The sequence below is a fragment of the Catellatospora sp. TT07R-123 genome (assembly GCF_018327705.1).
In the GTDB taxonomy this organism is placed as follows: Bacteria; Actinomycetota; Actinomycetes; order Mycobacteriales; family Micromonosporaceae; genus Catellatospora.
This window is the reverse complement of record NZ_BNEM01000001.1, coordinates 784804-807351: the sequence shown is the minus strand read 5'-3', so window position 1 is coordinate 807351 and position 22548 is coordinate 784804. Positions and strand designations below refer to the sequence as shown.

At 71.1% G+C, this 22548-nt stretch carries 20 protein-coding genes; 14 read left to right on the top strand and 6 right to left on the bottom strand.

Going from position 1 to position 22548, the window contains the following annotated elements:
* Window positions 1-110: 110 nt before the first annotated feature.
* On the top strand, window positions 111-914 hold the full coding sequence (locus Cs7R123_RS03395; RefSeq protein ID WP_212823325.1) for a Calx-beta domain-containing protein: 804 nt from the start codon (window positions 111-113) through the stop codon (window positions 912-914).
* Here Cs7R123_RS03395 and Cs7R123_RS03390 read toward each other — a convergent pair.
* The gene (locus Cs7R123_RS03390; RefSeq protein ID WP_212823323.1) at window positions 839-3979 is read right to left on the bottom strand and encodes a BTAD domain-containing putative transcriptional regulator; all 3141 of its coding nucleotides are present in this window, start codon (window positions 3977-3979) and stop codon (window positions 839-841) included. The genes Cs7R123_RS03395 and Cs7R123_RS03390 overlap by 76 nt on opposite strands.
* Window positions 3980-4147: 168 nt before the next feature.
* On the opposite strand from Cs7R123_RS03390, the gene Cs7R123_RS03385 reads away from it, so the two are divergent.
* Window positions 4148-5005: a hypothetical protein gene (locus Cs7R123_RS03385; RefSeq protein WP_212823321.1), complete on the top strand. Its 858-nt coding sequence runs from the start codon at window positions 4148-4150 to the stop codon at window positions 5003-5005.
* A gap of 323 nt (window positions 5006-5328) precedes the next feature.
* The gene (locus tag Cs7R123_RS03380; RefSeq protein WP_212823319.1) at window positions 5329-5946 is read left to right on the top strand and encodes a hypothetical protein; all 618 of its coding nucleotides are present in this window, start codon (window positions 5329-5331) and stop codon (window positions 5944-5946) included.
* A 101-nt stretch (window positions 5947-6047) separates the two neighbouring features.
* Here Cs7R123_RS03380 and Cs7R123_RS40655 read toward each other — a convergent pair whose 3' ends face one another.
* Window positions 6048-6179, bottom strand: coding sequence for a hypothetical protein (locus Cs7R123_RS40655; RefSeq protein WP_280517274.1), 132 nt, complete (start codon window positions 6177-6179; stop codon window positions 6048-6050).
* Window positions 6180-6282: 103 nt separating this feature from the next.
* Here Cs7R123_RS40655 and Cs7R123_RS03375 point away from each other — a divergent pair, with 103 nt between their 5' ends.
* Window positions 6283-6807, top strand: coding sequence for a MauE/DoxX family redox-associated membrane protein (locus Cs7R123_RS03375; RefSeq protein ID WP_212823318.1), 525 nt, complete (start codon window positions 6283-6285; stop codon window positions 6805-6807).
* 50 nt (window positions 6808-6857) lie between these two features.
* On the opposite strand, the gene Cs7R123_RS03370 is transcribed toward Cs7R123_RS03375, so the two are convergent.
* Window positions 6858-9959 carry a BTAD domain-containing putative transcriptional regulator gene (locus tag Cs7R123_RS03370; RefSeq protein ID WP_212823317.1) on the bottom strand — a complete coding sequence of 1034 codons (3102 nt, stop codon included), beginning with the start codon at window positions 9957-9959 and terminating at the stop codon, window positions 6858-6860.
* A gap of 110 nt (window positions 9960-10069) precedes the next feature.
* Here Cs7R123_RS03370 and Cs7R123_RS03365 point away from each other — a divergent pair, with 110 nt between their 5' ends.
* The 6 genes from Cs7R123_RS03365 to Cs7R123_RS03340 all read left to right on the top strand — a co-directional run bounded on the left by Cs7R123_RS03365 (window position 10070) and on the right by Cs7R123_RS03340 (window position 15237).
* Window positions 10070-10615: a hypothetical protein gene (locus tag Cs7R123_RS03365; RefSeq protein ID WP_212823316.1), complete on the top strand. Its 546-nt coding sequence runs from the start codon at window positions 10070-10072 to the stop codon at window positions 10613-10615.
* A gap of 64 nt (window positions 10616-10679) precedes the next feature.
* The gene (locus tag Cs7R123_RS03360; protein WP_244871590.1) at window positions 10680-12386 is read left to right on the top strand and encodes an ABC transporter ATP-binding protein; all 1707 of its coding nucleotides are present in this window, start codon (window positions 10680-10682) and stop codon (window positions 12384-12386) included.
* The gene (locus tag Cs7R123_RS03355; RefSeq protein WP_212823315.1) at window positions 12383-12859 is read left to right on the top strand and encodes a S26 family signal peptidase; all 477 of its coding nucleotides are present in this window, start codon (window positions 12383-12385) and stop codon (window positions 12857-12859) included. Before Cs7R123_RS03360 ends, Cs7R123_RS03355 begins: the two co-directional genes overlap by 4 nt.
* Entirely contained in the window at window positions 12856-13047 is a 192-nt protein-coding gene (locus Cs7R123_RS03350; protein WP_212823314.1) for a hypothetical protein, read from the top strand. Before Cs7R123_RS03355 ends, Cs7R123_RS03350 begins: the two co-directional genes overlap by 4 nt.
* 177 nt (window positions 13048-13224) lie before the next feature.
* A complete protein-coding gene (locus tag Cs7R123_RS03345) occupies window positions 13225-13878 on the top strand; it encodes a DUF6357 family protein (RefSeq protein ID WP_212823313.1) in 654 nt (217 codons plus the stop codon).
* A 108-nt stretch (window positions 13879-13986) separates the two neighbouring features.
* Window positions 13987-15237 (top strand): DUF6357 family protein, encoded by a 1251-nt coding sequence (locus Cs7R123_RS03340; protein WP_212823311.1) that lies wholly within the window; start codon window positions 13987-13989, stop codon window positions 15235-15237.
* Window positions 15238-15294: 57 nt separating this feature from the next.
* On the opposite strand, the gene Cs7R123_RS03335 is transcribed toward Cs7R123_RS03340, so the two are convergent.
* A complete protein-coding gene (locus Cs7R123_RS03335; RefSeq protein ID WP_212823309.1) occupies window positions 15295-15876 on the bottom strand; it encodes a TetR/AcrR family transcriptional regulator in 582 nt (193 codons plus the stop codon).
* An 81-nt stretch (window positions 15877-15957) separates the two neighbouring features.
* On the opposite strand from Cs7R123_RS03335, the gene Cs7R123_RS03330 reads away from it, so the two are divergent.
* From Cs7R123_RS03330 to Cs7R123_RS03315, 4 genes are all read left to right on the top strand, one after another.
* Entirely contained in the window at window positions 15958-16902 is a 945-nt protein-coding gene (locus Cs7R123_RS03330; protein ID WP_212823307.1) for a ketopantoate reductase family protein, read from the top strand.
* 35 nt (window positions 16903-16937) lie between these two features.
* A complete protein-coding gene (locus Cs7R123_RS03325; protein WP_212823305.1) occupies window positions 16938-17114 on the top strand; it encodes a hypothetical protein in 177 nt (58 codons plus the stop codon).
* 296 nt (window positions 17115-17410) lie between these two features.
* Window positions 17411-18376: an NAD(P)-dependent alcohol dehydrogenase gene (locus Cs7R123_RS03320; protein ID WP_244871589.1), complete on the top strand. Its 966-nt coding sequence runs from the start codon at window positions 17411-17413 to the stop codon at window positions 18374-18376.
* 448 nt (window positions 18377-18824) lie between these two features.
* On the top strand, window positions 18825-19616 hold the full coding sequence (locus Cs7R123_RS03315; RefSeq protein ID WP_212823304.1) for a leucine-rich repeat domain-containing protein: 792 nt from the start codon (window positions 18825-18827) through the stop codon (window positions 19614-19616).
* A gap of 57 nt (window positions 19617-19673) precedes the next feature.
* Here Cs7R123_RS03315 and Cs7R123_RS03310 read toward each other — a convergent pair whose 3' ends face one another.
* Complete coding sequence (locus Cs7R123_RS03310; RefSeq protein WP_212823303.1) at window positions 19674-20201, bottom strand: hypothetical protein; 528 nt, start codon at window positions 20199-20201, stop codon at window positions 19674-19676.
* Window positions 20202-20272: 71 nt separating this feature from the next.
* The gene (locus tag Cs7R123_RS03305) at window positions 20273-22441 is read right to left on the bottom strand and encodes a PrsW family glutamic-type intramembrane protease (protein ID WP_212823302.1); all 2169 of its coding nucleotides are present in this window, start codon (window positions 22439-22441) and stop codon (window positions 20273-20275) included.
* Window positions 22442-22548: the final 107 nt, after the last annotated feature.

Below are 22548 nucleotides of genomic sequence, written 5' to 3'. Positions count from 1 at the left end.
GCACCCTACAACGCGACGACACCCTGTGCGCCACGGGTGCTGTGGTGTCTCCGGATTCGTCAGGCGAGGCCACAAGGTCGATGCAAGCCGCGTGCGCCAGGCTGCCGGGCATGAGAGCCATCCATGGTTTCGCTTTCGCGCTGGCGGCCGCCGCCGCCGCGCTGGCACCGGCCACTGCGGCCCCGGGCGTCGCACAGAGCTGTCAACGCACGGTGAGTGTCAGCCCGCAGGTGTCGGCCGGCGAAAGCGGCGGAACACTGACGTTCGCGGTCTACTCGAGCGGGTGCGCCGCCGCCGCCGAGGTGGGCTACGAGGCCACGGCCGGCACCGCGACGCCGGGAACGGACTTCCAGCTGCCACGCGGGACGCTGCGATGGGCGGCGGGCGACACCTCGGTCCGGACCGTGACCGCCGCGTTGCTGGCCGATTCCCAGCGGGAGGCGGAGCTGGAGGATTTCGCCGTACACCTGCTCGGTGCCGGGCCGAGCGTGCACATCGCCCGGTCGCTGGCACAGGGACGGATCATCGACGACGACGGGCCGACCGGGTACGCGGTCGTCGACGACGGCGACTGCCCTCCGCCGCTGCCGTTCCAGCAGTGCACGTGCGAGCTCGCCGACACGATGCCCATCGAACCCGACTGCATCAGCTTCGCCCTGAGCGCGAAGCTGCCGTCACCGGTGACGCTGCACTGGAGCACCGTCGACGGCACCGCCAAGGCGGGCATCGACTTCGTGCCGGTCGTCCAGCGTGCGCAGACCGTGCCGGCGTGGACATCGTCAGGTGGGCTACCGGTTCAGCTGATCGCGCGTCCCGCGGGCACGCCGCCGCGCTATTTCTACGTACGGATCTCGGCCATCTCGGCGGGGGCCGTCGTGGACGCCGTGGCGACGGTAACCATCGCAGGCTCCTGACCGGCCAGGTAGGACAGCGTGGTCGCCTCCAGGTGCCGGTCGTCCAGCTCCCGGGCCAGGGCCAGCGCGCTGCGGAAGTGGGCCGCGGCGGCCACCTGGTCGCCGCGGTCACGGCTGCTCAGCCCGAGCGCGTTGAGCGTGTCCGCCTCCAGCCGACGCTCTCCCAGCTCGCGCCGGATCGCCAGCGCGGCCGACAGGTGTACCAGCGCCCCGTCCGGGTCGGCGTCGGCGCGGTGCGCCTGTCCGAGGCTCATCAGGTAACAGGCCTCGTGCCTGGGCAGACCGAGCCTGCGCGCCAGGGCCAGCGCCCGCAGGATGTGCTCGCGGGCTCGCCCCGGCTCACCGAGCCGGATGTGGAGGTAACCGATGTTGTTCAGGAGCGTGGCGACATCGGGATGGTCCGTGTCGGGCGGGTGCAGCCGCAGGGCCCGGGTGAACGCCTCCATCGCGCCTTCCAGCAGGCCCAACTGCGTACGGGCGTGCCCGATGTTGTTGAGTACCATGGCTTGCCCGGCCGCATCGCCGTCGGCGGTCACCAGGGCCAGCGCCGTCTCGTGATGTGCCAGCGCCTCCTCGTGGTCGCGGACGGCGTGGCAGGCCAGGCCGAGCAGTGAGCGCATCACCGCCTCGGCGGCGGGATCGGCCAGCCGCCGGGTGGCCGCCAGGCCCAGGCGTGCCACGTCCACGCGGGGGCCGAGGTGCCCGCGTAACGTGAGGAAGCCGGCGAACAGGTACGCGAGCCGCCAGGCGTCGCGGTCCGCGCCGCGTCGCGCGGCGAGTCCGACGACCGCCGACATGCTCGCGTGTTCGCCGTCGAGGAAGGCGAGCGCGGCAGCGTGGTCGGCGGGGAACGGAACCTCGATCGGCGGTTGTGCCGACACGGCGCCGGCCCGGTCGCGGGCCGGGCTGAAGACCCGGTTGGCGGCATCGCCGACGGCCAGGTACCACTCGACGACCCTCGCCTCCGCCCGTGCCGCCTCCTGCTGCTCCGCGACCTCGAACGCATAGGCCTTGATGAGATCGTGGAATCGGTACCGGTCCGGCTCCACCTCCACGATCAGGTGCGCTGCCGCCAGCTCGTCGAGCGCCGACCGTTCCCGGCCGCGCGGCGCCTCGGCCAGCGCCGCCGCCAGCGACGCGGCGAAGGTCGGGCCGGGGTGCCGGCCCAGCCGCCCGAACAGCTGAGCCGCCGCCGGGCTCAGCGTGCGGTAGGCGCCGGCGAAGACCGCCCGGATGCTGCGCGAGTCGCCCGGCACCGACAGCGCGTCAAGCCGCCCGTCGGCGAGTTCGACGTTGAACGCGGCGATCCGGCCGTGCGGGCGGGCCGCAAGCTTCGCCGCGGCGATCCGCAACGCCAGCGGCATCCCGCCGCACAACTCGGTGAGCCGGTGCGCGGCGGCCGGCTCGGTGGCGACCCGCTCCGCCCCGAGCACCCGCCGCAGCAGCGTGAGCGCGTCGCCCGTGTCCAGCACGTCGAGGTTCACGACGGACACGGCGTGGTCCACGGCGAGGCCGACCAGCCGGTTGCGGCTGGTGACCAGCAGCAGACTCGGCGCCGGTGGCACCAGCGAGGCGACCTGCTCGGCGTCGGCCGCGTTGTCCAGCAGCACCAGCACCTGTCGGCGGCGCAGCGTCGACCGGTACAGGCCGAGCAGGGCCGTGGGATCGGCGGGCAGCTCCGCCGCCGGCACGCCCATCCCTGTCAGCAGCTGTGCCAGCGCCTCGGGCACCGGCAGCGCCGACGCCGGATCATGACCGCGCAGGTCGACGTACAGCTGTCCGTCCGGGCACCGGTCGGCGGCCCGGCCCGCCCACTGCACCGCCAGCGCGGTCTTGCCGATGCCCGCCGGCCCGCACACGACGCCCACCGCCGGCGGTGCGTCGAACAGGCCGTCTAGGGCCGCCAGCTCGCCGTCACGTCCGGTGAAATGTCCGATGGGTGGCGGGAGCTGCGCCGGGGCGGGTCGGTGCCACCGCCTGCTCGCACCCGGCGCGGCTGAGCCGGGCACCGCGGTGAGGTCCAGGCCGGGGTCGCGGCGCAGGATCGCCACGTGCAGGCGCTGCAGCCGCCCACCCGGCTCGACGCAGAGCTGCTCGGCCAGCTGCGCGCGCAGGCGCTGGTACGCCCCGACAGCCTCGTTCGACCGCCCGGACCGGTGCAGGGCGAGCATGTACAACTCGACCAGCCGCTCCCGATCAGGTATCTCGACCAGCAGCTTCTCGATCTCGCGCGCGGCACCGGCGTGCTCGCCGAGCGCCAGCCTGGCCTCCCACAGGTCTTCCTGCGCGGCGCGGCGCAACTCGCCGAGGCGTGCCACCTCGGCTGCGCCCCAGCCGTGCACCGGCGCGTCGGCCAGGGCGTCTCCCCGCCACAGCGACAGCCCGTCATGCAGGCACGTCACCGCTTCCGGCAGGTTCTCGGCCGCGACCGCCTTGCGGGCCTGCGCCACCCGCTCCTCCAGCCGCGCCACGTCGACCTCGTCGCGCCGCACCGCCAGCAGATAGCCCGAGTTCGTCGTGCGCAGGACGCCTACCAGGCCGCACAGGTCGAGGGCGTGTCGGGTCCGGGCCACGTGACTGTAGAGGGATTCGATCGCCGTGCGTGGCGGATCCTCGCCCCACAGCGCGTCGACCAGCCTGGCTTGGCTCAGCACGCTGCCCGCGTGCAGACCCAACAACGCGACCAGAGCGCGCGGCTTCGCGCCCACCAGCCGGGCGGGGCCCTTCGGCCCGGCCACCACGACCGGGCCGAGCAGCCGGAAGCTCGGCCCGCCGGGCGCGGCCACGGTGCCTGCGCGGCGTCCGTCGGCCGCCGCATCCCGCGCGGTGGCCAGCGCTCCCTGCTCGGTCGGGGTGGCGCCGAGCAGCCTGATGAGCACGTCGAACCGGTCGACGGGCGGCACGCTCTTGCCCGAGAAGTACTGCGCGACGATGCCGAGCGACCATCCCGTCCTGGTCGACAGTTCGCGGTAGGTCAGCTCCTGCCCGCCGCGCCGCCGGGCTTCGCGTCGGCGCAGCTGGTGCAGCAGGCGGGCCAGTTCTGGCGAAGCCTGGTCTCGACCCATTTGCCTACTTAAGCATGTGTGGCAGGTGGCGGGGTCTTCGGCGTCGCGGCCCCGACAGCGGGCATGTTCAACGATGTTCACCCGCGCCGTTCAGTGACGTTCAGAAGTCACGGCCACCGCCGCGCCGCCACCGGACTCTGGGAGACCCGACAAGAACTGGAGGAAAGCATGATCTTGCAGTTACGGACGCGTATCGCGACCGGTGCGGTGGTCGTCCTGGCCGCGGCGTTCGCTCCCCTCGGCGCGGCCTCGCCCGCCGCGGCGGACCCGGCCGGCCTGGTGATCGTCAAGGAGACCTCGAACCCGACCAGCTCGCAGAGCAAGCACACCGACGCCGAATGCCCCGGTGGCACCGCGGTGGTCGGCGGCGGCGTATACCTCACCGCCCCCGGTTCGCCGCTCGGGTATGCGGGGATCGTCCGGATGCAGCCCATCGGCGAATCCCAGTTCTGGGTGGCGACCCAGGAGGCCGCCGCCTACGGCCCGAACTGGCAGCACACGGCGATCGCCATCTGCGTCCCGAAGCCGGCCGGTTGGGAGATCGTCTCCAGCGTGGGCGGCAACCAGGTGCAGTACGTCACCACGCCCAGCTGCGGCCCGGGCCGCAGCGTGGTCGGGGCGGGTGGGCGGATCAACGAGGGGGTGCCCGACGTCGTCCTGGAGGACGTCGTCCCCTCTGCCGACCTGAAGACCGTCACCGTACGAGGGGTGGAGATCCCGGGGTCGACCGACGACGACTGGTCGGTCACCGCCTACGCGGTCTGCGCCGACACCCCGGCCGGGCTGCAGCGGGTGCCGTTCCCGACGTCGAGCAGCAGCGACTCGCACCAGTCGGTGAGCGGAAGCTGCCCGGCGGGCAAGGCGCTCTACGGCACCGGCGTCGAGGTGAACGCGGGCAACGGCCATGTGCTGCTCAGCGGCCTCAACGCCATCACCGCCGACAAGATGAGCGCCTGGGCCGACGAGATCGTCGGCGGGTACAGCGGCAGCTGGAGCATCACCGCCTACGGCATCTGCGGCAGCTGACCGAGCCACGGTGCCCTGGCCCGCGGCCCAGACCGCAGGCCAGGGCGCCGTCTCAGGATCTGGCGTATGAGAGGTCGGGCGGTGAGCCGACCTGCGGGCGCGGACATGCTCGGCCACCTGGCCTCCAGCCCGCATGGGATCATCTACCGACATCCCGTGATCAGCCCGCCGCCGCCGGGGCAGACCGAGACGGTTATTCGCTTGCCGCAGCTCCGAGAATTCAACGAAGGCGCCCGATCTTCCATACCTGCGGGTGGCGGCGAAGGCGCGCGGCGCCGGACCTGGAGGCTGCTGAGAACATGGGTACGGTTTCTCCATACACTGTGCTTGATGTCCCTGCGTCATTCATCACCTTGGCGGAGGAACGGTTCCCGGATGCGGACGCGAGATATGTCCTACCGCATCTGATCGAGTTCTACAGGGTGTCGGCGGCGATCCCGCCTGTGCATGGTGTGATCGAAGACGGTCAGATCCTGGTGGTGTCCGGGCATAAGTACTACAAGGCCGCCCTTGCCCTCGGCCGTTCCTCGATGCGCGTCATCGTTCGTTCTGCGGATACGGATCAGGTGGATAGGTTTCGGGCAAAGCCTGGCGTCACCCTGGTGGACGTGGACGAGATACGTCGTCGCGAGCGAGGCGAGCCGGAGGTTGATCTGCTGCATCTCTTCTTCTTCGCTGAACCGTTGACCGAGGCGCAGAAGACGGAATTCGACCGGCGCTTCGTCTCGTTCTTCCGGGCCCTGGTCGACAGATGCGGCCAGGGCGGCGAACTGTTTCACGTGAAGGATCTGGGGTACAGCGAGAAGACTGCCAGCGCTTCGTTCGTGGTTCGCGTGCCGGCGGAGGACCAGGGCTGGTATTCCTCTTACTTGGGAATTTCCAAGGCATTCGACCGGGAAGTGGCCCAGATCCTGTCTTTCAACGGGCATGAACTGCCTTAGCGTCGTGATCGACGTGGGTGCGGCGGTAGGTGACCGGCGCACGTGGTCGAAGAACTGAACGCCGCCTGCGCGGCAGCCGGCGACCTTCCTCAACCGGGGGCCTACTCGCTGCGCAAGGTCTCGATCTCGGCGGCCAGCAGGACCATTTCACGTACGTGCGTGTAGTACCTGGTCGCGTATTCGTCGTGTTCGGTCATCATCTGCGCCAGCGCTTCGAGCTTCTCCTCGAACATGAGGCAGATCATGCCAGGGGCAGGTCTGCGACACGGTGCGTCGCCTTCAACCCGGTGAACCTCAGCGGATCAGAAGGCATGCGCAGGAGGTAGTTTCATCGTCGTGCCCTACGTCGAGGTCGCCTGCCGGCTCCTCCTTGCCACCGTCTTCGCGATCGCCCTGGTGGGCAAGGTTTCGAGCCGATCCGCATGGGTCGCTTTCGAGCTGTCACTGCGCGACATGGACGTGGTGCCCGAGTCGCGCCGGCCGGCAGCCGCCCGCGCGTCCGCGGCCACCGAGGCGGTGATCATCGTCTGCCTGCTGATCCCCGGCAGGGTCGCCGGGGCCGTCGGGTTCTTGCTGGCCGCAGGGTTGCTGGCGGTCTTCGCCGTCGCGATAGCCGCCGTGGTACGCCGCAAGCGGGCCGTTGCCTGCCGCTGCTTCGGCGCCTCTGCCACCCCGCTGTCCGGTCGGCACATCGCGCGCAACGTGTCGCTCATCGCGGTCGCGATCGCCGGCGCGGTCGCCACGACCGCGACGGCCGAGCTGCCGCTGCCCGCCGCGGTGCTCGCCGGTGTGGTCGGTGCGCTGGTCGGGATGCTCGTCGCGGCTCTGGACGATCTCGTCGCGCTGCTGCGCCCGCTGTGAGCGAGGATGTTCGGCGCGGCGGTCCTGACCGGACTCCCGCCCGCCTTCGGTCACAGCCGCGCCAGTAGCGCCTCGGCGGCGCGGACGCCGGAGGTCACGCCGGTCTCCAGGTGGTGCGCGCGCGCCTCCAACGCCAGGCTCCGGGCCCCGTCACGGTCTCCGAGGTGCAGCTTGGCGGCGGCCAGTGCGGCTGCGGCGTACCCGTGGGAGATGCGGATGTCGAGGTCGCGGGCCAGGCCCAGGGCGATCGTGGCGTGGGTGTGGGCGGCGGCCGGGTGGCCGGTGCCGAGCAGAGCGTGCGTGAGGCCGACGTGGGCGTCCAGTTCGGGATCGCGGCCGCCGATGGACACGCACAGGTCCAGCGCGGTCTGGAACAGGCTGACGGCGGCGTCGTGCTCGCCGCGGGCGGCGTGTACGGCCGCGAGCCGGTTGAGGACGTTGGCCTCGGCGTTGGGGTCGCCCGTCTCCCGGACCAGGTCCAGGGCGGCGGTCGCGTTGGCCAGGGCGGCGTCGGACTGGCCGGACTCGCACTGGGCGTACGCGAGGTTGATCTGGGCGACGGCCTCGGCGACCTTGCCGCCGGTCTCGCGCAGGACGGACAGCGCCCGGGTGAGCACCTCGATGGCTTCGTCGCAGCGGCCGGCGTAGCGCAGGGTGTCGCCGAGGTTGGCCAGGGCGAGTCCTTCGCTGCTGCGGGCGCCTGCCGTACGGTGCAGCGCGACCGCTTCCCGGAAGCATTGCTCGGCTTCGCCGAGGTTGCCCAGCGTCAGGGCGACGAATCCGAGGTTGCCGAGCGCTTGCGCCTGCCCGGCTCCGTTGCCGGCCAGGCGGTGGGCGTCGAGCGCGCGCCGGGAGTACTCGGCGGACCGGGCGTGCTCGCTGCTCCACAGGTGGATCACACCGAGGTTGGCCAGGGCGGCGGCGTGCCCGTCGGCCCAGCCCACCGCTTCGGCGAGGTCGATCGCGCGCCCGCTGTGCGCCTTGGCCGCGTCGTAGCGGCCCAGCCCCCGGTAGTAGAAGGCGAGGCTGAGTTCGGCGGCGGAGCCTTCCGCACCGGCCAGGAACGGGTCGGCGATGGCCGGTGCGGCGGACTGGGCGTGTTCGGCCACCGGCCGCCAGCCGACCATGTCCCGGGACAGGTGGAAGTGCGCCCGCATCCGGTCGGCGAGCGCGCAGCAGTGGTGCGGCAGGCCGTGGTCGTGGGCGTCGCGTACGCAGGCGGCCAGGTTGGCGGCCTCGTCGGTGAACCAGTCCGCCGTCGTGGTGATGTGGCCGTCGGGCGCGGTCTGCGGCATGGGCGGCAGCGGCAGGTTCGGCATCATCTGGCGGGCGGCGGCGTCGGCGCGGACCAGGTACCACTCGATCAATAGGCGGCGGGCGTCGGGGGCGCCCGGGTCGGCCTGCGAGCGGGCGTACAGGCGCAGCAGGTCGTGCAGCGAGTAGCGGCCTTCGAGCGGGTTCTGCACCAGGTGCGCGGCGGTCAGCTGGCGCAGCAGGACCTCGGCCGTCTCGGTCGGCACGGCCGCGAGCGCCGCGGCGGCCTCAGCGGTGACGTCAGGGCCGGGTGCGACGCCGAGCAGGCGGAACAGCCGGGCGGCGCCGTGGCTCAGGCGTGCGTACGACTGGTCGAACGCGGCGCGGATGGTGCTGTCCAGGTCGCCGTCGATCGCCAGGGCGGCCAGCCGGTCGCCGCCGCGCAGCAGCGACACGTACTGCGCGATCGGCTGGTCCGGCTGGTCTGCCAGGTTGGCCGCCGCGATCCGCAACGCGAGCGGCAGGTGCGCGCACGCGGCTGCCAGGTCGGTCGCGGCGTCGGGTTCGGCGGCGACGCGCTCGGCGCCGAGGATGCGGACGAGCAGCTGGTACGCGTCCGCGGCGGACAGCATCGGCAGGTCGAGGCGGCGAACGCCGTCGCGGGCGAGCAGCCCGCTGAGACGGTTGCGGCTGGTGATCAGGGCGAAGCTGCCCGTGCCGCCCGGCAGCAGCGGCCGGACCTGGTCGATGGTCGCGGCGTTGTCGAGCAGCACCAGCATCCGCCGGTCGGCCAGCAGCGACCGGTACTGGCCGGAGGCCTCGTCGACGTCGACGGAGATCTTGTCGCTGGGCTGGCCGAGGGCGCGCAGCAGCAGCGCGAGGGCGTCGATCGGGTGCAGCGGGCGGCCGGTGTCAAAGCCGCGCAGGTTGACGTAGAGCTGGCCGTCGGGGAAGCGGTGCACCGACCGGTGTCCCCAGTGGATGGCCAGCGCGGTCTTTCCCACGCCCGGCGTACCGGAGATCGTGGTGATCAGCGCGGCGCCGGCGGCGTCGCCGCTCTCGTCGGCGATGGCGTCCAGGCGCCGCAGATCCGCTTCCCGCCCGGTGAAGTCCGGCACGGTGCGGGGCAGGAAGCGCGGCACGTTGGCGGCGGCGGCGTCGGTGCGCGTCGTCAGGCTCGGGTCGTTGGCCAGGATCCGCCCGTGCAGGTCACGCAGGCCTGGGCCCGGTTCCACGCCCAGTTCGGTGTCCAGGGTCTGCCACACCCGGCGGTACGCCGACAGGGCTTCGCCCTGCCGACCGGCCCGGTAGTAGGCGAGCATGAGCAGTTCGGTCAGACGCTCCCGGGTCGGATGCTCGTCCAGCACGTGGGCCAGGTCGGTCAGGACCTTGTGGTGCCGGCCGCAGTCGAGGTCGGCCTGGGCGAGCAGCTCGATCGCGGCGAACCGGTGTTCTTCCAGACCGGCACCGATCCGGGCGCGCAGGTAGTCGCCGGCGACGTCGGCCAGCGGCGGTCCCCGCCACAGGTCGAGGGCTTCGGCGAGGATTCTCGCGCGTACGCCCGGTGCGGCGGCGGCGCGCGCCCGGGTGATGGCGGCGGTGAACCGGTGGGCGTCCACCTGCGCGGCGTCGAGGTCGACGCGGTAGCCGTTGCTGCTGGTGATGATGCGTACGCCGTGCGGTCTGAGCCTCGCCCGCAGCCGTGCGACGTAGGTGTGGACCGTGCGCTGGGCGTTGCCTGGCGGATCGTCGTCCCACAGCAGGTTCTGCAGCCGATCCATGGTCAGCACGCCGCGCCCGGCCTCCAGGAGCAGCAGCCCGAGCAGGCAGCGTTCGCCGCGCCGCGGACCGAGGTCGACCAGGCCCGCGCCGTGCTGGACCTCGACGGGCCCGAGCACCCGAAACACCATCCCGGTGGGCTGCCCCGCCACCCTGTCTCCACTGGTAAGAATCTGGTAACAGACTTTACCGATAGTCGTCTCCGGTGACCAAACCTCCGGAGGGACCAATGTCTTACGTGGCCGTGGCCTCGGTGCTGGCGTGCGTCGTCGGTGCTCTGAACCTGGTTCTCGTCATGGGTGTCATCAAGCGGCTGCGCGAGATGTCGCCGTCGCCGACCGCCGAACCTCCCCGGGTGACGTTGCTGCCGGGGGACAGACCCGGGCCGTTCACCGCCGAGGCGACCGACGGCGAGGTGATCGACGCCGCCGGGCTCACGGACAGTCTGGTGGGCTTTCTGTCGCCCGACTGCTCCGCGTGCAAGGACCAGCTGCCGCAGTTCCTGGCGTACGCCCAGGCGATGGGCGGCCGCGAGCGGACGGTCGCGGTCCTCATCGGGTCGCCGGAGGAGCTGCGCGACCTCGCGGCGCAGGTGGGACCGGTCGCCCGGGTCGTCATGGAACCCCCGTTCGGCCCGGTCGCCACGGCGTTCTCCACCAGGGGCTACCCCGCGGTGGTCCTGCTGGACGGCGCCGGGACGGTGTCGCACAGCGGCGCCACCTTCGCGACCTTCCCCAAGCCGGACCGGCTGATGAGGGAAGCCGCGCGTGTCTGACCGAAGGCATCTGGCCCGGGCGTCGGTGATGGCCTGGCGTAGTGCTCCCGGGGCGGTGGCTGCGATGGGTGGGCTGACCGCCGTGGCCGGGGCTGGGCCGGTGTGGCTGGCGTGGCTGACCGCCGACCTGCTGGACGGTGCCGCCGTCGGCTCGGTGGCGCCGCTGGCGGCGGTGTCGGTCGCGGCTGTCGGCGTGGTGCTGGCCGCGTTGCCGCACCTGAACCAGTACCTGGCCGCGGAACTGGACCGCAGCCTGTCGCTGACCGTCCAGGACGGCCTGTTCAGCGCGCTGAACCGGCACACCGGCCTGGCGCGGCTGGAGGATCCGTCTTTCCAGGACACGGTGCAGATCGCGGGATCGTCCGGTCGGCTGGCGCCCAGCCGGGTGGTGTCCGGTGCGCTGGGGATGGCGGCGGCGGCCGTCGCCCTCTTCGGGTTCCTCGGTTCGCTGATCGCGCTGAGCCCGGCGGTCGCCGCCGCGGTGATCGCCGCAGCGGTGCCCGGCCTGCTGCTCCACCTGCGCCTGAGCCGCCGGTACGCCACGACGGTGACCAGCGTCGGCCACGCCGAGCGCCGTCGCCTGTTCTACGCGCGGCTGATGACCACTGCGGAGTCGGCCAAGGAGGTCCAGCTGTTCGGCCTCGGTGACTTCTTCCGCAGCAGGATGCTCGACGAACTGAGCGCCATCAACACGGCCGAGCGGCGCATCGACCGCCGACGGCTGGCGATCCAGGTCTTCGTGGGTTCGCTGGCGGCGGCCGTGGCCGGCAGCGGGCTGGTCTGGCTCACCCGGTCGGGCTCGCCGACGGTGGGTGATCTGTCGGTGTTCCTGGTGGCCGTCGCCGGAGTGCAGGCGGCCCTGGGCAACGGGGTCCAACAGGTCGCGTCGACCCACCAGGCGCTGCTGGTCTTCGAGCACTACGCGACGGCCACCGCACCGGTGGGAGCAGACCAGGGGACGACAGCCGCGGCGCCGCTGCGGCGCGGCATCGAGATCAAGGACGTGTGGTTCCGGTACAGCGGTGCCACCGGCTGGGTGTTCCGCAGGCTGAACCTGTCCATTCCCAGCGGCAGCGCCACCGCCCTGGTAGGTCTCAACGGTGCGGGCAAGAGCACGCTGGTCAAGCTGCTGTGCCGGTTCTACGAACCGACCCGGGGCACGATCACCTGGGACGGCGTCGACCTGCGCGACCTGGACCCGGCCTCGCTGCGGCGGCGCATCAGCGCGGTCTTCCAGGACTTCTGCGACTACGACCTGCCCGCACGGGAGAATGTCGCGCTGGGCGACCTGTCCGCGTTGCACGACCCGGCCCGGGTCGAGGCGGCTGCCCGGCTCGCGGGTGTCCACGACACCCTGACCGGCCTGCCGTTCGGCTACGAGACACCGCTGACCCGGCTCTTCTGGGCCGGCGGCGCCAACGACCCGCGCGAGGGCGTGCAACTGTCCGGCGGGCAGTGGCAGCGGGTGGCGCTCGCCCGGTCGTTCATGCGCACCGACAGCGACCTGGCGATCCTGGACGAGCCCAGCTCAGGCCTGGACGCCGACGCGGAGGCGTCGATCCAGCGGGCCCTGCAGGCGCACCGGCGCGGGCGTACCACGATATTGATCTCACACCGGCTCAACACGGTGCGCGACGCCGACACGATCGCCGTCCTGGACGGCGGCCGGGTCGCCGAGCAGGGCGACCACGACGACCTCATGGCGGCCCGCGGCATCTACGCCACACTGTTCGAGACCCAGGCCGCGGGCTACCAGGCGATGCCGGCATGATCCTCCTCCTGCTGGCCTGCGCGGCCGCCGCCGCGTGGTACGCCGTCCGCCGCCTGGTCCTCGTCACCGTCAGCGGCGGCAGCATGGAACCGACCCTGCACGACGGAGACCGCCTGCTCGTCCGCCGGGCCAGGTCCGCGAGCCTGTCGCCCGGCCGGCTGGTGGTCCTGCGGCGACCGCCCGGCATGGCGACCACGGGCCCGTGGATCGTCAAGCGCGTGTACGCCCTACCCGGGCAGCGCGGACCAGGCACCGACGCGGTCGTGCCGCCGGGATACGTCGCGGTGGTCGGCGACAACCCGCACAGCCAGGACTCGCGACAGCTCGGCCCGCTGCCGGCCGCGTCACTGCTCGGCGTCGTCATCCGGCGCCTGAGCACCCAGGATTCCGGCCTCGCGGCCGGTGCGGCGGGCGCATCCGCCTCCGCCGACGTGTGGGCGGCGACGCCCACCTCCCGTCAGGAGAAGCCATGAAGGCAATGCTGGAGCGGGCCGGTGAGCGACTGCTCGCCAAGCTCGTGCCGAACATCACCGCGAACGCGGTCTGCACGCCCTACTACTGGTGCGAGGAGTGCCCGCACTCCGGCGGTCGCCGGCAGCTCAACTACTACTCGGCCAACTGCACCGTGAGCTACGGCACCTGCTACTTCGGCGCCTGCTGACACCAGTGCCGCGGCGGCGCCCCGGTCCTGCGGACCGGGGCGCCGTGGCCGCAGCGGTCCTGCGGAGCTGCCGCCGAACTGCGGCGGTCTGGACGTGCAGCGGTGATGCGGGCGCCGGGCGGGCCCGCTTTGATCCACTACAATGGCGGGGTAGTCACCGGTCAACGAAGGACGCACATGGCCCGCCCCTACCGCCCCGGCCCGAAACAGTTCGTCTTCACCGCGGGCGACGGCGACGGCCAGCAGGTCTCCGTCGGCGACCCGCAGGAGGCGTACGTGGCGTTCTCCGCGTTCTTCCGTGAACGCGAGTCGGACACCTACACCGTCAGGGACGAACCGGCGGGGCAGCGTCTGGTGCTGATGCCCGGTATGGGGGTGATCTCCCGGGCCGAAGGCGGGGATCAGCCCCGGTCGGAATACCTCAAGGTCGACAGGCCCAACCGCTACCTTCCCAGCGCGATGCTGTTCTTCGAGAACGGATACGCCGGCCTCGACCGCTTCGGCCAGTGGTTCTCCGACCTCGCCGACCTCGACGCGCCACCGGAGACCCGCGGTGCCGCCCGCGCCGCCACGATCACGACGGAGACCGAGGCGATCCAAGAGGTGGCCCGGATCTGGGCGGCATCGGGCATCGTGGACCCGAGCGACCAGTACTACGTCTTCTTCGACTCCCACGATGCCGACGACGACCGCGCCGAACGAGCCGTACTGCTCAAACTGGTCGAGTTCCTGGGTCTGACCCGGGTCGACGCCCCCGCCGGGGCCGCCGGGGGCGAAGTCTGGGTGCGCACCGACCCGCGTCTGGACACCGAGTTCGCGCGGTGGTCGTGATCAGAAGGCGCGGAGCCGGACACCGGCACCGCCATGCGGCTCGCCGTCGATCCGGGGCGGCCATGTCCGGCCGGTGCCGTCGCGGGGAGGTCTGAACCGATGAGAGACATGGTCTTCACGCGCAGCGGCTGGATCCCGAGCGCGATCCGTGAGGACGGCGAGCTGAAGCTGATGCTCGCAGCCGGGGCCGACGCCAACCACGAGCCTCGCACGTTCACGTTCCCGATCGAGCCGGCCCATCTCGCGGTGATCCAGCAGGACCTGGCCAGACACCTGATGCTCTGGAGCGCGGTCCTTCCGCTGTGCGAGGCCGCCGGGACCCGGGGCCTGCTCGACGAGCACGCTGCCGTCGCGCTCCTGGACCCGGTGCTGCTCTGCGCACCCGCGGACGTCGACGCGCTCTTCGGACGCATCCGGTGGGACCGGACCAGGCTCATCGCGCACGGTGCCGACATCGGCCTGCTGGAGCGCGGCCAGATCTGCGCGGCGATGCGCACGGCGACGGAGCGGCCAGACGAGAAACGCGCCCAGGAGTATCGTGCGGACCGCCGTCGCGCCGAGCGCGGATCAGTCCTCGGTCCGCTCGACGCCGCTCTGCTGAGGTACACGGGCCAGTACCTGCATGGCGCGACCGTGCCGAGGCGGATGCCCGACGCCGTCGACCCTGCGCTGCTGCCCCAGGTCATGCGCGTGATCGCCACCGCGGAGCAGACATGCGCCGGGATGCGGATCGGCCTCGATCCGCGACGGGGGAAGCGGGCCACGGACAAGCGAGACTGGGACCGGATGGCAGCGGCGGTCGAGGCGGCCGTGCGCCGCGCGCATCCCGAACTCGTCGACGACGCGGTGCGTACGGTGAGCTTCCTGATGTGCTCGGAGGCCGCGGACCGCTCCCGGAGCGCACCTGCGGAAGGTGACGAGGAGGCCGGCGACGACCACGTCGGCCTCGGTGGGAGCGCGGGAAAGACAGCCCTGTCGTTCACCGACGACAAGGGCGGCGAGAAGAAGTGGCTACGGGAGGGTCCCCGCACCGCCACCGCCGAGTTCTGGGAGTTCGTCGCCGATCGCGCCGCCGGGGACAACGAGGTGTTCACCATCGAGGACGAGGAGATGGGCGAAGGGATCCAGCTCCACTTCTACGCGGACTCCATCGCCCGGATCACGACGGTGCGACCCGGGCAGGGCGGGTCGGATCCGCAGTACCGGGTCGAGTACAGCCTGGTCGACGGGATCAGTGGGTACCGGAGCCTGGTGCGCGCCTTCGTCCGCGGCGGCTGCGCCGCGCTCGATCAGCACGGACCCTGGCTGTCGGATGTCGCCGATTTCGAGCGCGCGCGTCGTCGGCGCGAGACCCGGTAGTTTCAGCAGGAAACCGCGCCCGCATCGTTCTGCCGGGCGGAAGATCCCGGCCACCGGCTACCGACGGCTGTCGGCCCCCTTCAAAGACAACCCATCGAGTACGAGCGTGATGACGCCGTCCGCGTCGTTCGCCGAACCGGGATGGTTGTAGGCGGCGCAGATGCCCTGCAAGGCCATCATGACGGCGCCCACACCGACGTCGTCCCGGACGGTGCCGGCTTTCCTCGCCGCGTCGAGCAGGCCGGTGATGGCCTGACTCAGTGCCTGGCCGCCCTCGGTCAGCGCCTCCGTACGTGTGGTCATCAGCGCGGCCAGCGTGTCGGCGAGCCCTCGGTGGGCATCCAGGTGGCTCACGAACCCGCGCAGGAAGGCCGCCAGGGCCTCGTCCGCCGGGAGCGTGTCCTGCAGTTCGCGGGCGCGGTCGCACATCGCGGCGACCTCTTCGCGGTAGACCGCCTCGGCCAACGCCTCCCGCGTGGGGAAGTGGCGGTAGAGCGTACCGGTGCCCACGCCGGCCAGCTTGGCGAAGTCGTCGAAACGCAGGTCGAAGCAGCCCTGGTCGAAGAGCTCGCGGGCTTTGGCGAGCAGAGCGTCGCGGTTGCGCCGAGCATCGGCGCGAAGCGGCTTGTCGGCGGTCACGATCCCTCACGTTGACAAACGGAAACTGTCTCCATATTTTACAACTGGAGATTGTTTCCGATTCTAACACCGGGGGAAGCCGTGAAGATCTTGATGTTCGGCCGGGGCGTGATCGGCACGGTCTACGGGTGGGCGTTGGAGCGGGCCGGGCACGAGGTCGAGTTCTACGTCCGTCCTGGGCGGGCGGCCCAGTACGGCGAGGCGATCGACCTCGAGCTGGTCGACGCACGGCGCCGGGTCTGGGGCAAGCGCGTCACCGAGCAATGGCCGGTGCGCTACCGCGATTCGCTCGAGCCGGACCACGACTTCGATCTGATCGTGCTGAGCGTGCAGCACTACGACTTCGAGCAGGCGGCGAAGTTCCTCGCTCCGCGGCTGGGCCGGGCCTCGGTGCTCGTCTTCAACAACCTGTGGGTCGAGCCCGCCGAGGCGATCCGCCCGTTCCCCGCCGACCAGGTCGTCTGGGGCTTCCCCGGTGCTGGCGGCGGCTTCGGGGACGACGGCGTGCTGCGCGCAGCCCTGCTGCCGGTGGTCTTCTTCGGGACCCTAGACGGGCGGGCGCCGACCGAGCGTGAGCAGGACGTCCGGGCGGTGTTCCGGAGCGCCGGGCTGCGGATCCGGGAGAGCGCCGACTTCCGCGGCTGGCTGTCGATCCACTTCGTGCAAAACGCCGGCCTGCACACCCAGAGCCTGCGACTGGGCTCGCTCGGCGCGCTCGCCGGGGCACCGGGCAGCCTCCGCGAGGCGTTACTGGCCACCCGCGAGCTGCTGCCGCTGGTCGAGGCCCGCGGGGTCGATCTGCGCAAGCATCGCGGCGACGTCCTGCTCTATCGGGCTCCCGTCCGACTGACCGCGCCGTTGCTCGCCTGGCTCTTCGGTCACTTCCCGCCGACCCGCGTGGTGATGCAGTCGCATGCCAGCCTGGAGGAACTGCGCGCGGTCTGCCGCGACACGCTGGCCGAGGCGCGCAGGCTCGGCGTGCCGGTGCCACGCCTGGAGGCGGCCGAGCCCCTGTTCGCGAGCTAGTACGGCGGTGCTGGTTCGGGCTCTGAGCTGCCCGGATGGGTGAGGGCGACCGCCACCTGATCATCGAATGTCGTGGACAAGTCATAAGCAGGACGGTGGCCGCTGCGCATTGCGTAGGGCCTGCCGCGTCACGGGTGTTCGACAAGGTGATGGACGTGATCGCGGTCCGGTTCACGCGGATCGAGCCGCAGCTGGTGGTCAGGGACTTCTAGCGGGCGCTGATGGCAGCAGTCGACAGGAAGAACCTGCTGGCAGTGGGCCGAGGCCGCCGACACGAACGGCCGACGTTGTCGCAGGAGATAGGCCGGTTGCTGCGACAACAGGCGCATCCGCGGCGGCGTACGCATGCTTGTGCCGACGACGGGCGCGAGCCGGTGGCGAAGGTCGGCGCCAGAAACCGGACTGGGTCTACAGCGACCCGAGGCCGTGGCGATAGAGCCGCCACTCGTCGGTCAACCGCTTGCGCCAGCGTGCTAATGATGGCGGGAGGCCGCTGGGCACTGGAGGAATGGACATGCTGATGAGGGCGGTCGTATACGACCGTTACGGGCCGCCGGATGTACTGCGGATGGAGAACGTTCCCAGGCCGTCTCCGGGCACCGGGCAGGTGCTCGTCAAGGTCGCGGCGACCTCGGTCAACCTCAGTGATTGGGAGACCCTGCGTGGCTCGCCGCTGTATTCGCGGATCGGTGGGCTGCGCTCTCCCGCTCGCCGGACACTCGGTTCGGACATCGCCGGTTGGGTCGATGCGGTCGGCCCGGCCGTCACCCGGTTCCGGCCCGGTGACGAGGTGTACGGCGACAACCTCATGCTCAAGGGCGGCTTCGCCGAGTACGCGATCGCCCCTGAATCGGCGCTGGCCCATAAGCCCTCAGCTTTGACGTTCGCCGAGGCGTCGGCGATTCCGCAAGCGGGCGTCATCGCGCGGCAGGGCACTGACGGTGCCAGGGCCGGGCAACGGGTCCTGATCAACGGTGCTGGCGGAGGTTCGGGTTCGTTCGCGATTCAGCTGGCCAAACGGCTCGGCGCAGAGGTGACCGGGGTCGACAACGCGGACAAGCTCGACTTCATGCGGTCGGTCGGCGCGGACAAGGTGATCGACTACCGCAGCGAAGACTTCACCCGCAACGGCCCGTACGATCTCATCCTCGACCTGGTCGCGCACCGGTCGGTGTTCGCTTACCGCCGGGCGCTGGCCCCCGGCGGCCGCTACCGATGCGTCGGCGGATCGGTACGAGCGCTGCTGCGCGTACTGACGGTCGGCTCGGTGATCGGCCGGCTCACCCACCGCCGCATCGGCGTGCTCGCCGTCAAGGAAGGGCCGACGCACTTCGAACCGGTCGCCGGGCTCTGCCTAGCAGGTGATCTCGGTATCCACATCGACCGCACCTTCACCCTCGACGAGGTGCCCCAGGCGTTGGCGCGGGTGGGCGAGGGACGCGCCCTCGGCAAGGTCATCGTGAGCGTGCACTGACCAGGACGGCGCTCTCATCTGCGTGCCAGATGAGAGCCGCATCAGAACGGACGTCGTCGTGGACGGCCGACCAGGCGCGGATCGGCGGGATGGCCTTGGTCAGGGGGTGAGCTGGGTGACGTCGGTGTGGTTACCGCCGGTGACGATCACTGCCAGACCTGTCCCGACCGGCGACAGGCGGCCTCCGGTGGGATCAGGCATCGCGTATCGGCCATCGATATCGACATCCGCATAGCGCCCGGACCCCGCCCACCCGGTCTGCGATCCGGTTCGACCAGGTTCACCTCGTCACCCAACGACCGGAGACCCTCCCCGCCATGAGCTGACGGGGAAGATGTCCACGCTGACAAGATATCGATCTTGTCTGACGTAATCCGGGGCCGCCTGCTGATGCAGGACATCGAGGGCGGCGAGTTCTGTCTCGACTGAGTGGGAAGCAGGTTGGAGCTTGTCCGCCATCGCGGTCGCCCGCATACAGCACGCCGCTGTCACTCGGTCGGCCTCCCTCGACCTGTCCGGACTCGGGCTCACCGCGGTTCCCGAAGGCCTCGGCGACCTCACCGCCCTGACCGAGCTCTACCTGTCCGACAACCCGTTCACGGCGTTCCCCGACAGCTTGACCGGGCTCACCGGCCTGACCGCACTCCACCTACGCGGCAACCGGCTCACACAGGTACCCGACGCTCTCGGTGACCTCACCGCCCTGACTGTGCTCAACCTGTCCGACAACCAGCTCACCGCGATCCCCGACAGCCTCGGCGGCCTCACCGCCCTGACCGCGCTGTTCCTGCACGGCAACCAGCTGGCGGCGGTGCCCGCCAGCCTGGGTCACCTCACCGCCTTGAACACGCTCTACCTGCACGCGAACAAGCTCACCGCCGTCCCCGACACCCTCGGCAACCTCACCGCGCTGACCGACCTCCGCCTAGACGACAACGAGCTGACGGCGCTGCCCGACAGCCTGGGCAACCTCACCGCCCTGGTCGAGCTGTACCTGTACGCGAACAAGCTCACCGCCGTCCCCGACACCCTCGGCGGTCTCACCGCCCTGATCGCGCTGCACCTGCACGACAACCTGCTCACCAGGGTCCCCGACAGCCTGGGCAGGCTCACCGCCCTGACCGTGCTCAACCTGTCCGACAACCGGCTCACCGCGATCCCCGACGGCCTGGGCGAGCTCACCGCCCTGACCGAGCTGTACCTGGACGGAAATCCGCTCCCCGACCCTGGCCTGCCGTAACGGCACCCGTGACACCGGCTGGACGCCGACGGCATGACCGAAGCATCTGCAGGGCCGTCAGCGTGGGCCAGGATCCGACCTGGCCGCGACTGGCGAGGCGGATGACCGCCGGGGAGCGGCCGATTCATCGCGCTCCATCAACATGCCGATGCGCTCGACAGCTGGCAACACCTCGGCCCATCCCGTGGTGTGCATGCCCAGCCAGAGGTAGCCGCGTAACCCGTCGGCCAGCGACCAGGCGCAGGTGTGCAGGCTGGTGTCGGCGGCATGGCGTACGAAGGTGACCGGGTCCTGCCGCTGGGCGTCGAGCCGGGCGCGCGCCTTCACGTGTGAGGCGAAGCGCTGCGGTGCCCGTACGGGAGCCGAGGCGGGCGGCAGCCGCGGCACCTGCGGGTAGAGCCGGTCCGTGGCCGCGTGCAAGCCGCCGACGACGCAGCGGCTCTGGTCACCGGCCGGCTGCCTTCTCCACGACCAGCGGCAACAACCCGGCGAACACGATGCGAACAAGACCGGCGGCATCACACCGGCAATCGCCGCCCAGATGCCGCTCTGGAGCAACAGTTCCGCTTCCACGATCTCCGGCACGCAGCGCGTCGATGACCTGCCGTTGCATTGCGGCGGTCACGGCGGTCACGTGGGTGTACCCACCGGCCGGGCTAGAAGTTCGACGAGGACGGGTGCGCGCCGGTGAACTGGCCGGTACGCGGGTTTCGCGCGACGGTCCACTGCGTTCCTTCCGCGTCCTCCACGTACCAGGTCTCGGTGTAGCCCTGGCTGCGGAGGCCGGCGTTCTCTGTGGGCACCTTGTCGATCACGGTGGCTTTGCCTTCGACCTGGCCGATCGCGCTCTCCGGCGTGGAGTAACTCTCGGCCACCTCGCCGGTGGTGTTCTGCGCTTCCGCCGCCTGGTCCCGGGCGCGGGTCGCCTGGTCCCACTTCTCGTCCTCGGTCAGTTCGCGCTGCGGCTCCGCCTTGCCCTCACCTTCGCCGGAACTCTCGCCCTGGCCCTTGCCCTCGCCGGAGCCCTTGCCCTCGCCCGACCCCTCGCTGGAGCCTTTGCCCTCGCCGGAGCTTTCACCCGACCCCTTGCCCTCGCTGGAGCCGCTGCTCTGACCGCTGCCCGAGCCGCCGCCGCTGGAGGCCATGGCGAGCATCGCGCCGAGCGCCCCCAGCACGCCGATGCCGGCCATGGCGATCATCTGGAGCAGCTCCTGGAGGCTGATCCTTACCAGGACCCCCACCAGCGCACCGCCCAGCCCGCCGGTCCCGCCCATGAACGCCGCGAAGATGAGCAGCAGCGACAGCGCCAGGAGGCCGAAGCCGAGAATGTTGGTCATCTGGCTGATGGCGTCAAGAATGTGCACGTTCGACACCGTCGGGTCGTTGGCCCCGCCGCCGGTCAGCACCTTCGACAGCGAGAGCGCGCCGACGCCCAACGCGCCCGCCGCGACACTGGACCGGAAGGCGACGCTGACCGCCGTATCGGCGTACGGCTCCCGGAACGCGGTCGGCAGCCCGCGTACGGTGTTGAACAGTCCCCACGCCACCATGGCCAGGGCCGCGATGGCGAACATGGTCACCACGGCGAACATGAACGAGGTGGAGAGCAGCCGTTGGATCCACGACGTCGCCGGGAACCCGCCCGCGACGAGGAAGGCCAGCGACGGCAGCACAAGCACCAGGGACAGCAGCGGCTGCCAGTGCCGCACCAGCATGTTCTTTGGCGGCGACGGTGGCGCCGCCACGGCACGGCGGGCGTTCAGCGCCCGCCATGCCGCCGGATCGCCCGCCTGGTCGATGTGCTCGCGCGCCGAGCGCACCTGGCCGTGCAGCTGGTCGAGCACGGCGGGATCGTAGGCGTACATCAGCGAGCGGCGCAGCAGCGCGAACCGCATGGCGAGGATCGGGGTCCAGGGCAGACCGACGGTGGCGAACCGCCCGAGCGCGGCGATGGCCGGCCGGCCGCCGCGTTCGGCCGCCAGCAGGACGTCCGGCAGAGCCGCCTTGCCGGCCCGGATCCGGCGCCAGTCCAGCGCTCCGGCGACCACCAGCACCACCACCGGCAGCAGCCAGTGCACATCCTCGATCGCCCGTACCGGTGCGGAGAAGAACCAGATGCCGGCGTTCTCGCCGGGCCGGGCGAGGTCGTGGTTGTACGCCATGTGATCGAGCGCCGCGTACAACCACGGCAGCAGGCCGAGCCAGCGCTGCCAGCCCCGGCCCCGCACCAGCAGCCCGACGCCGAAGCCGGCGAGCATGCTCCATACCAGATGCAGGTTGACGTCCATCGAACCGGTGCCGACGAAAGCGCCGGCGTCCACGACCGGCGCCGGCAGCCACGAACCGACGATCTGGAACGGCCCGGGCACGTACACGCCACCGAAGCCGAGCGGGATCGTCCAGCCGTCGATCGGACCGCCGACCGCGCTGCTGGCCTGGTGGCTCCAGCGCATCGTCGCCTCGACGAGCCCGAAACCGGCGCCGGCAGCAGCACCCAGCAGCGCGAAGTCGGTCAGGCTCCACTGCGCTCGGATCCGCCGGAACGCCACCAGCGCCAGCAGCGGCAGCACCTTCACGACCTCTTCGATGATCGGGTCCATCGAGTAGCTGGCGGTCCGCACCACCTCGCTGACCGAATCTCCGGTCAGGAGCGCTACACCGCGGGTGTAGAGCAGCTGCAGGATGACGGCCACCGCGCCACAGCCGTAGAGGCCCACCGAGACGGCCAGCAGGAGATTCGCCATCCGCACCGACCGGGTCACCGAGCCGAGAAGAGCGAGCTGAAGCACGCCGAAGCACGCCGCGATCATCATGAACAGGAACATTGGCGCTTCCTTCGTCCGACGGATCGACCGGAGCCTCGATGTCGTCAGCAGCGTAGGACCGCTGTCTGCGACGAGCATCGATGTGGCGGCAAGACGACATTCCGCTG

Coding starts and splice junctions, on each gene's coding strand:
- Cs7R123_RS03395 (WP_212823325.1), top strand. CDS start 111: ATGAGAGCCATCCATGGTTTCGCTTTCGCGCTGGCGGCCGCCGCCGCC.
- Cs7R123_RS03390 (WP_212823323.1), bottom strand. CDS start 3,979: ATGGGTCGAGACCAGGCTTCGCCAGAACTGGCCCGCCTGCTGCACCAG.
- Cs7R123_RS03385 (WP_212823321.1), top strand. CDS start 4,148: ATGATCTTGCAGTTACGGACGCGTATCGCGACCGGTGCGGTGGTCGTC.
- Cs7R123_RS40655 (WP_280517274.1), bottom strand. CDS start 6,179: ATGTTCGAGGAGAAGCTCGAAGCGCTGGCGCAGATGATGACCGAACAC.
- Cs7R123_RS03365 (WP_212823316.1), top strand. CDS start 10,070: ATGTCTTACGTGGCCGTGGCCTCGGTGCTGGCGTGCGTCGTCGGTGCT.
- Cs7R123_RS03360 (WP_244871590.1), top strand. CDS start 10,680: ATGGGTGGGCTGACCGCCGTGGCCGGGGCTGGGCCGGTGTGGCTGGCG.
- Cs7R123_RS03355 (WP_212823315.1), top strand. CDS start 12,383: ATGATCCTCCTCCTGCTGGCCTGCGCGGCCGCCGCCGCGTGGTACGCC.
- Cs7R123_RS03350 (WP_212823314.1), top strand. CDS start 12,856: ATGAAGGCAATGCTGGAGCGGGCCGGTGAGCGACTGCTCGCCAAGCTC.
- Cs7R123_RS03345 (WP_212823313.1), top strand. CDS start 13,225: ATGGCCCGCCCCTACCGCCCCGGCCCGAAACAGTTCGTCTTCACCGCG.
- Cs7R123_RS03340 (WP_212823311.1), top strand. CDS start 13,987: ATGGTCTTCACGCGCAGCGGCTGGATCCCGAGCGCGATCCGTGAGGAC.
- Cs7R123_RS03325 (WP_212823305.1), top strand. CDS start 16,938: ATGGGTGAGGGCGACCGCCACCTGATCATCGAATGTCGTGGACAAGTC.
- Cs7R123_RS03320 (WP_244871589.1), top strand. CDS start 17,411: ATGGACATGCTGATGAGGGCGGTCGTATACGACCGTTACGGGCCGCCG.
- Cs7R123_RS03305 (WP_212823302.1), bottom strand. CDS start 22,441: ATGTTCCTGTTCATGATGATCGCGGCGTGCTTCGGCGTGCTTCAGCTC.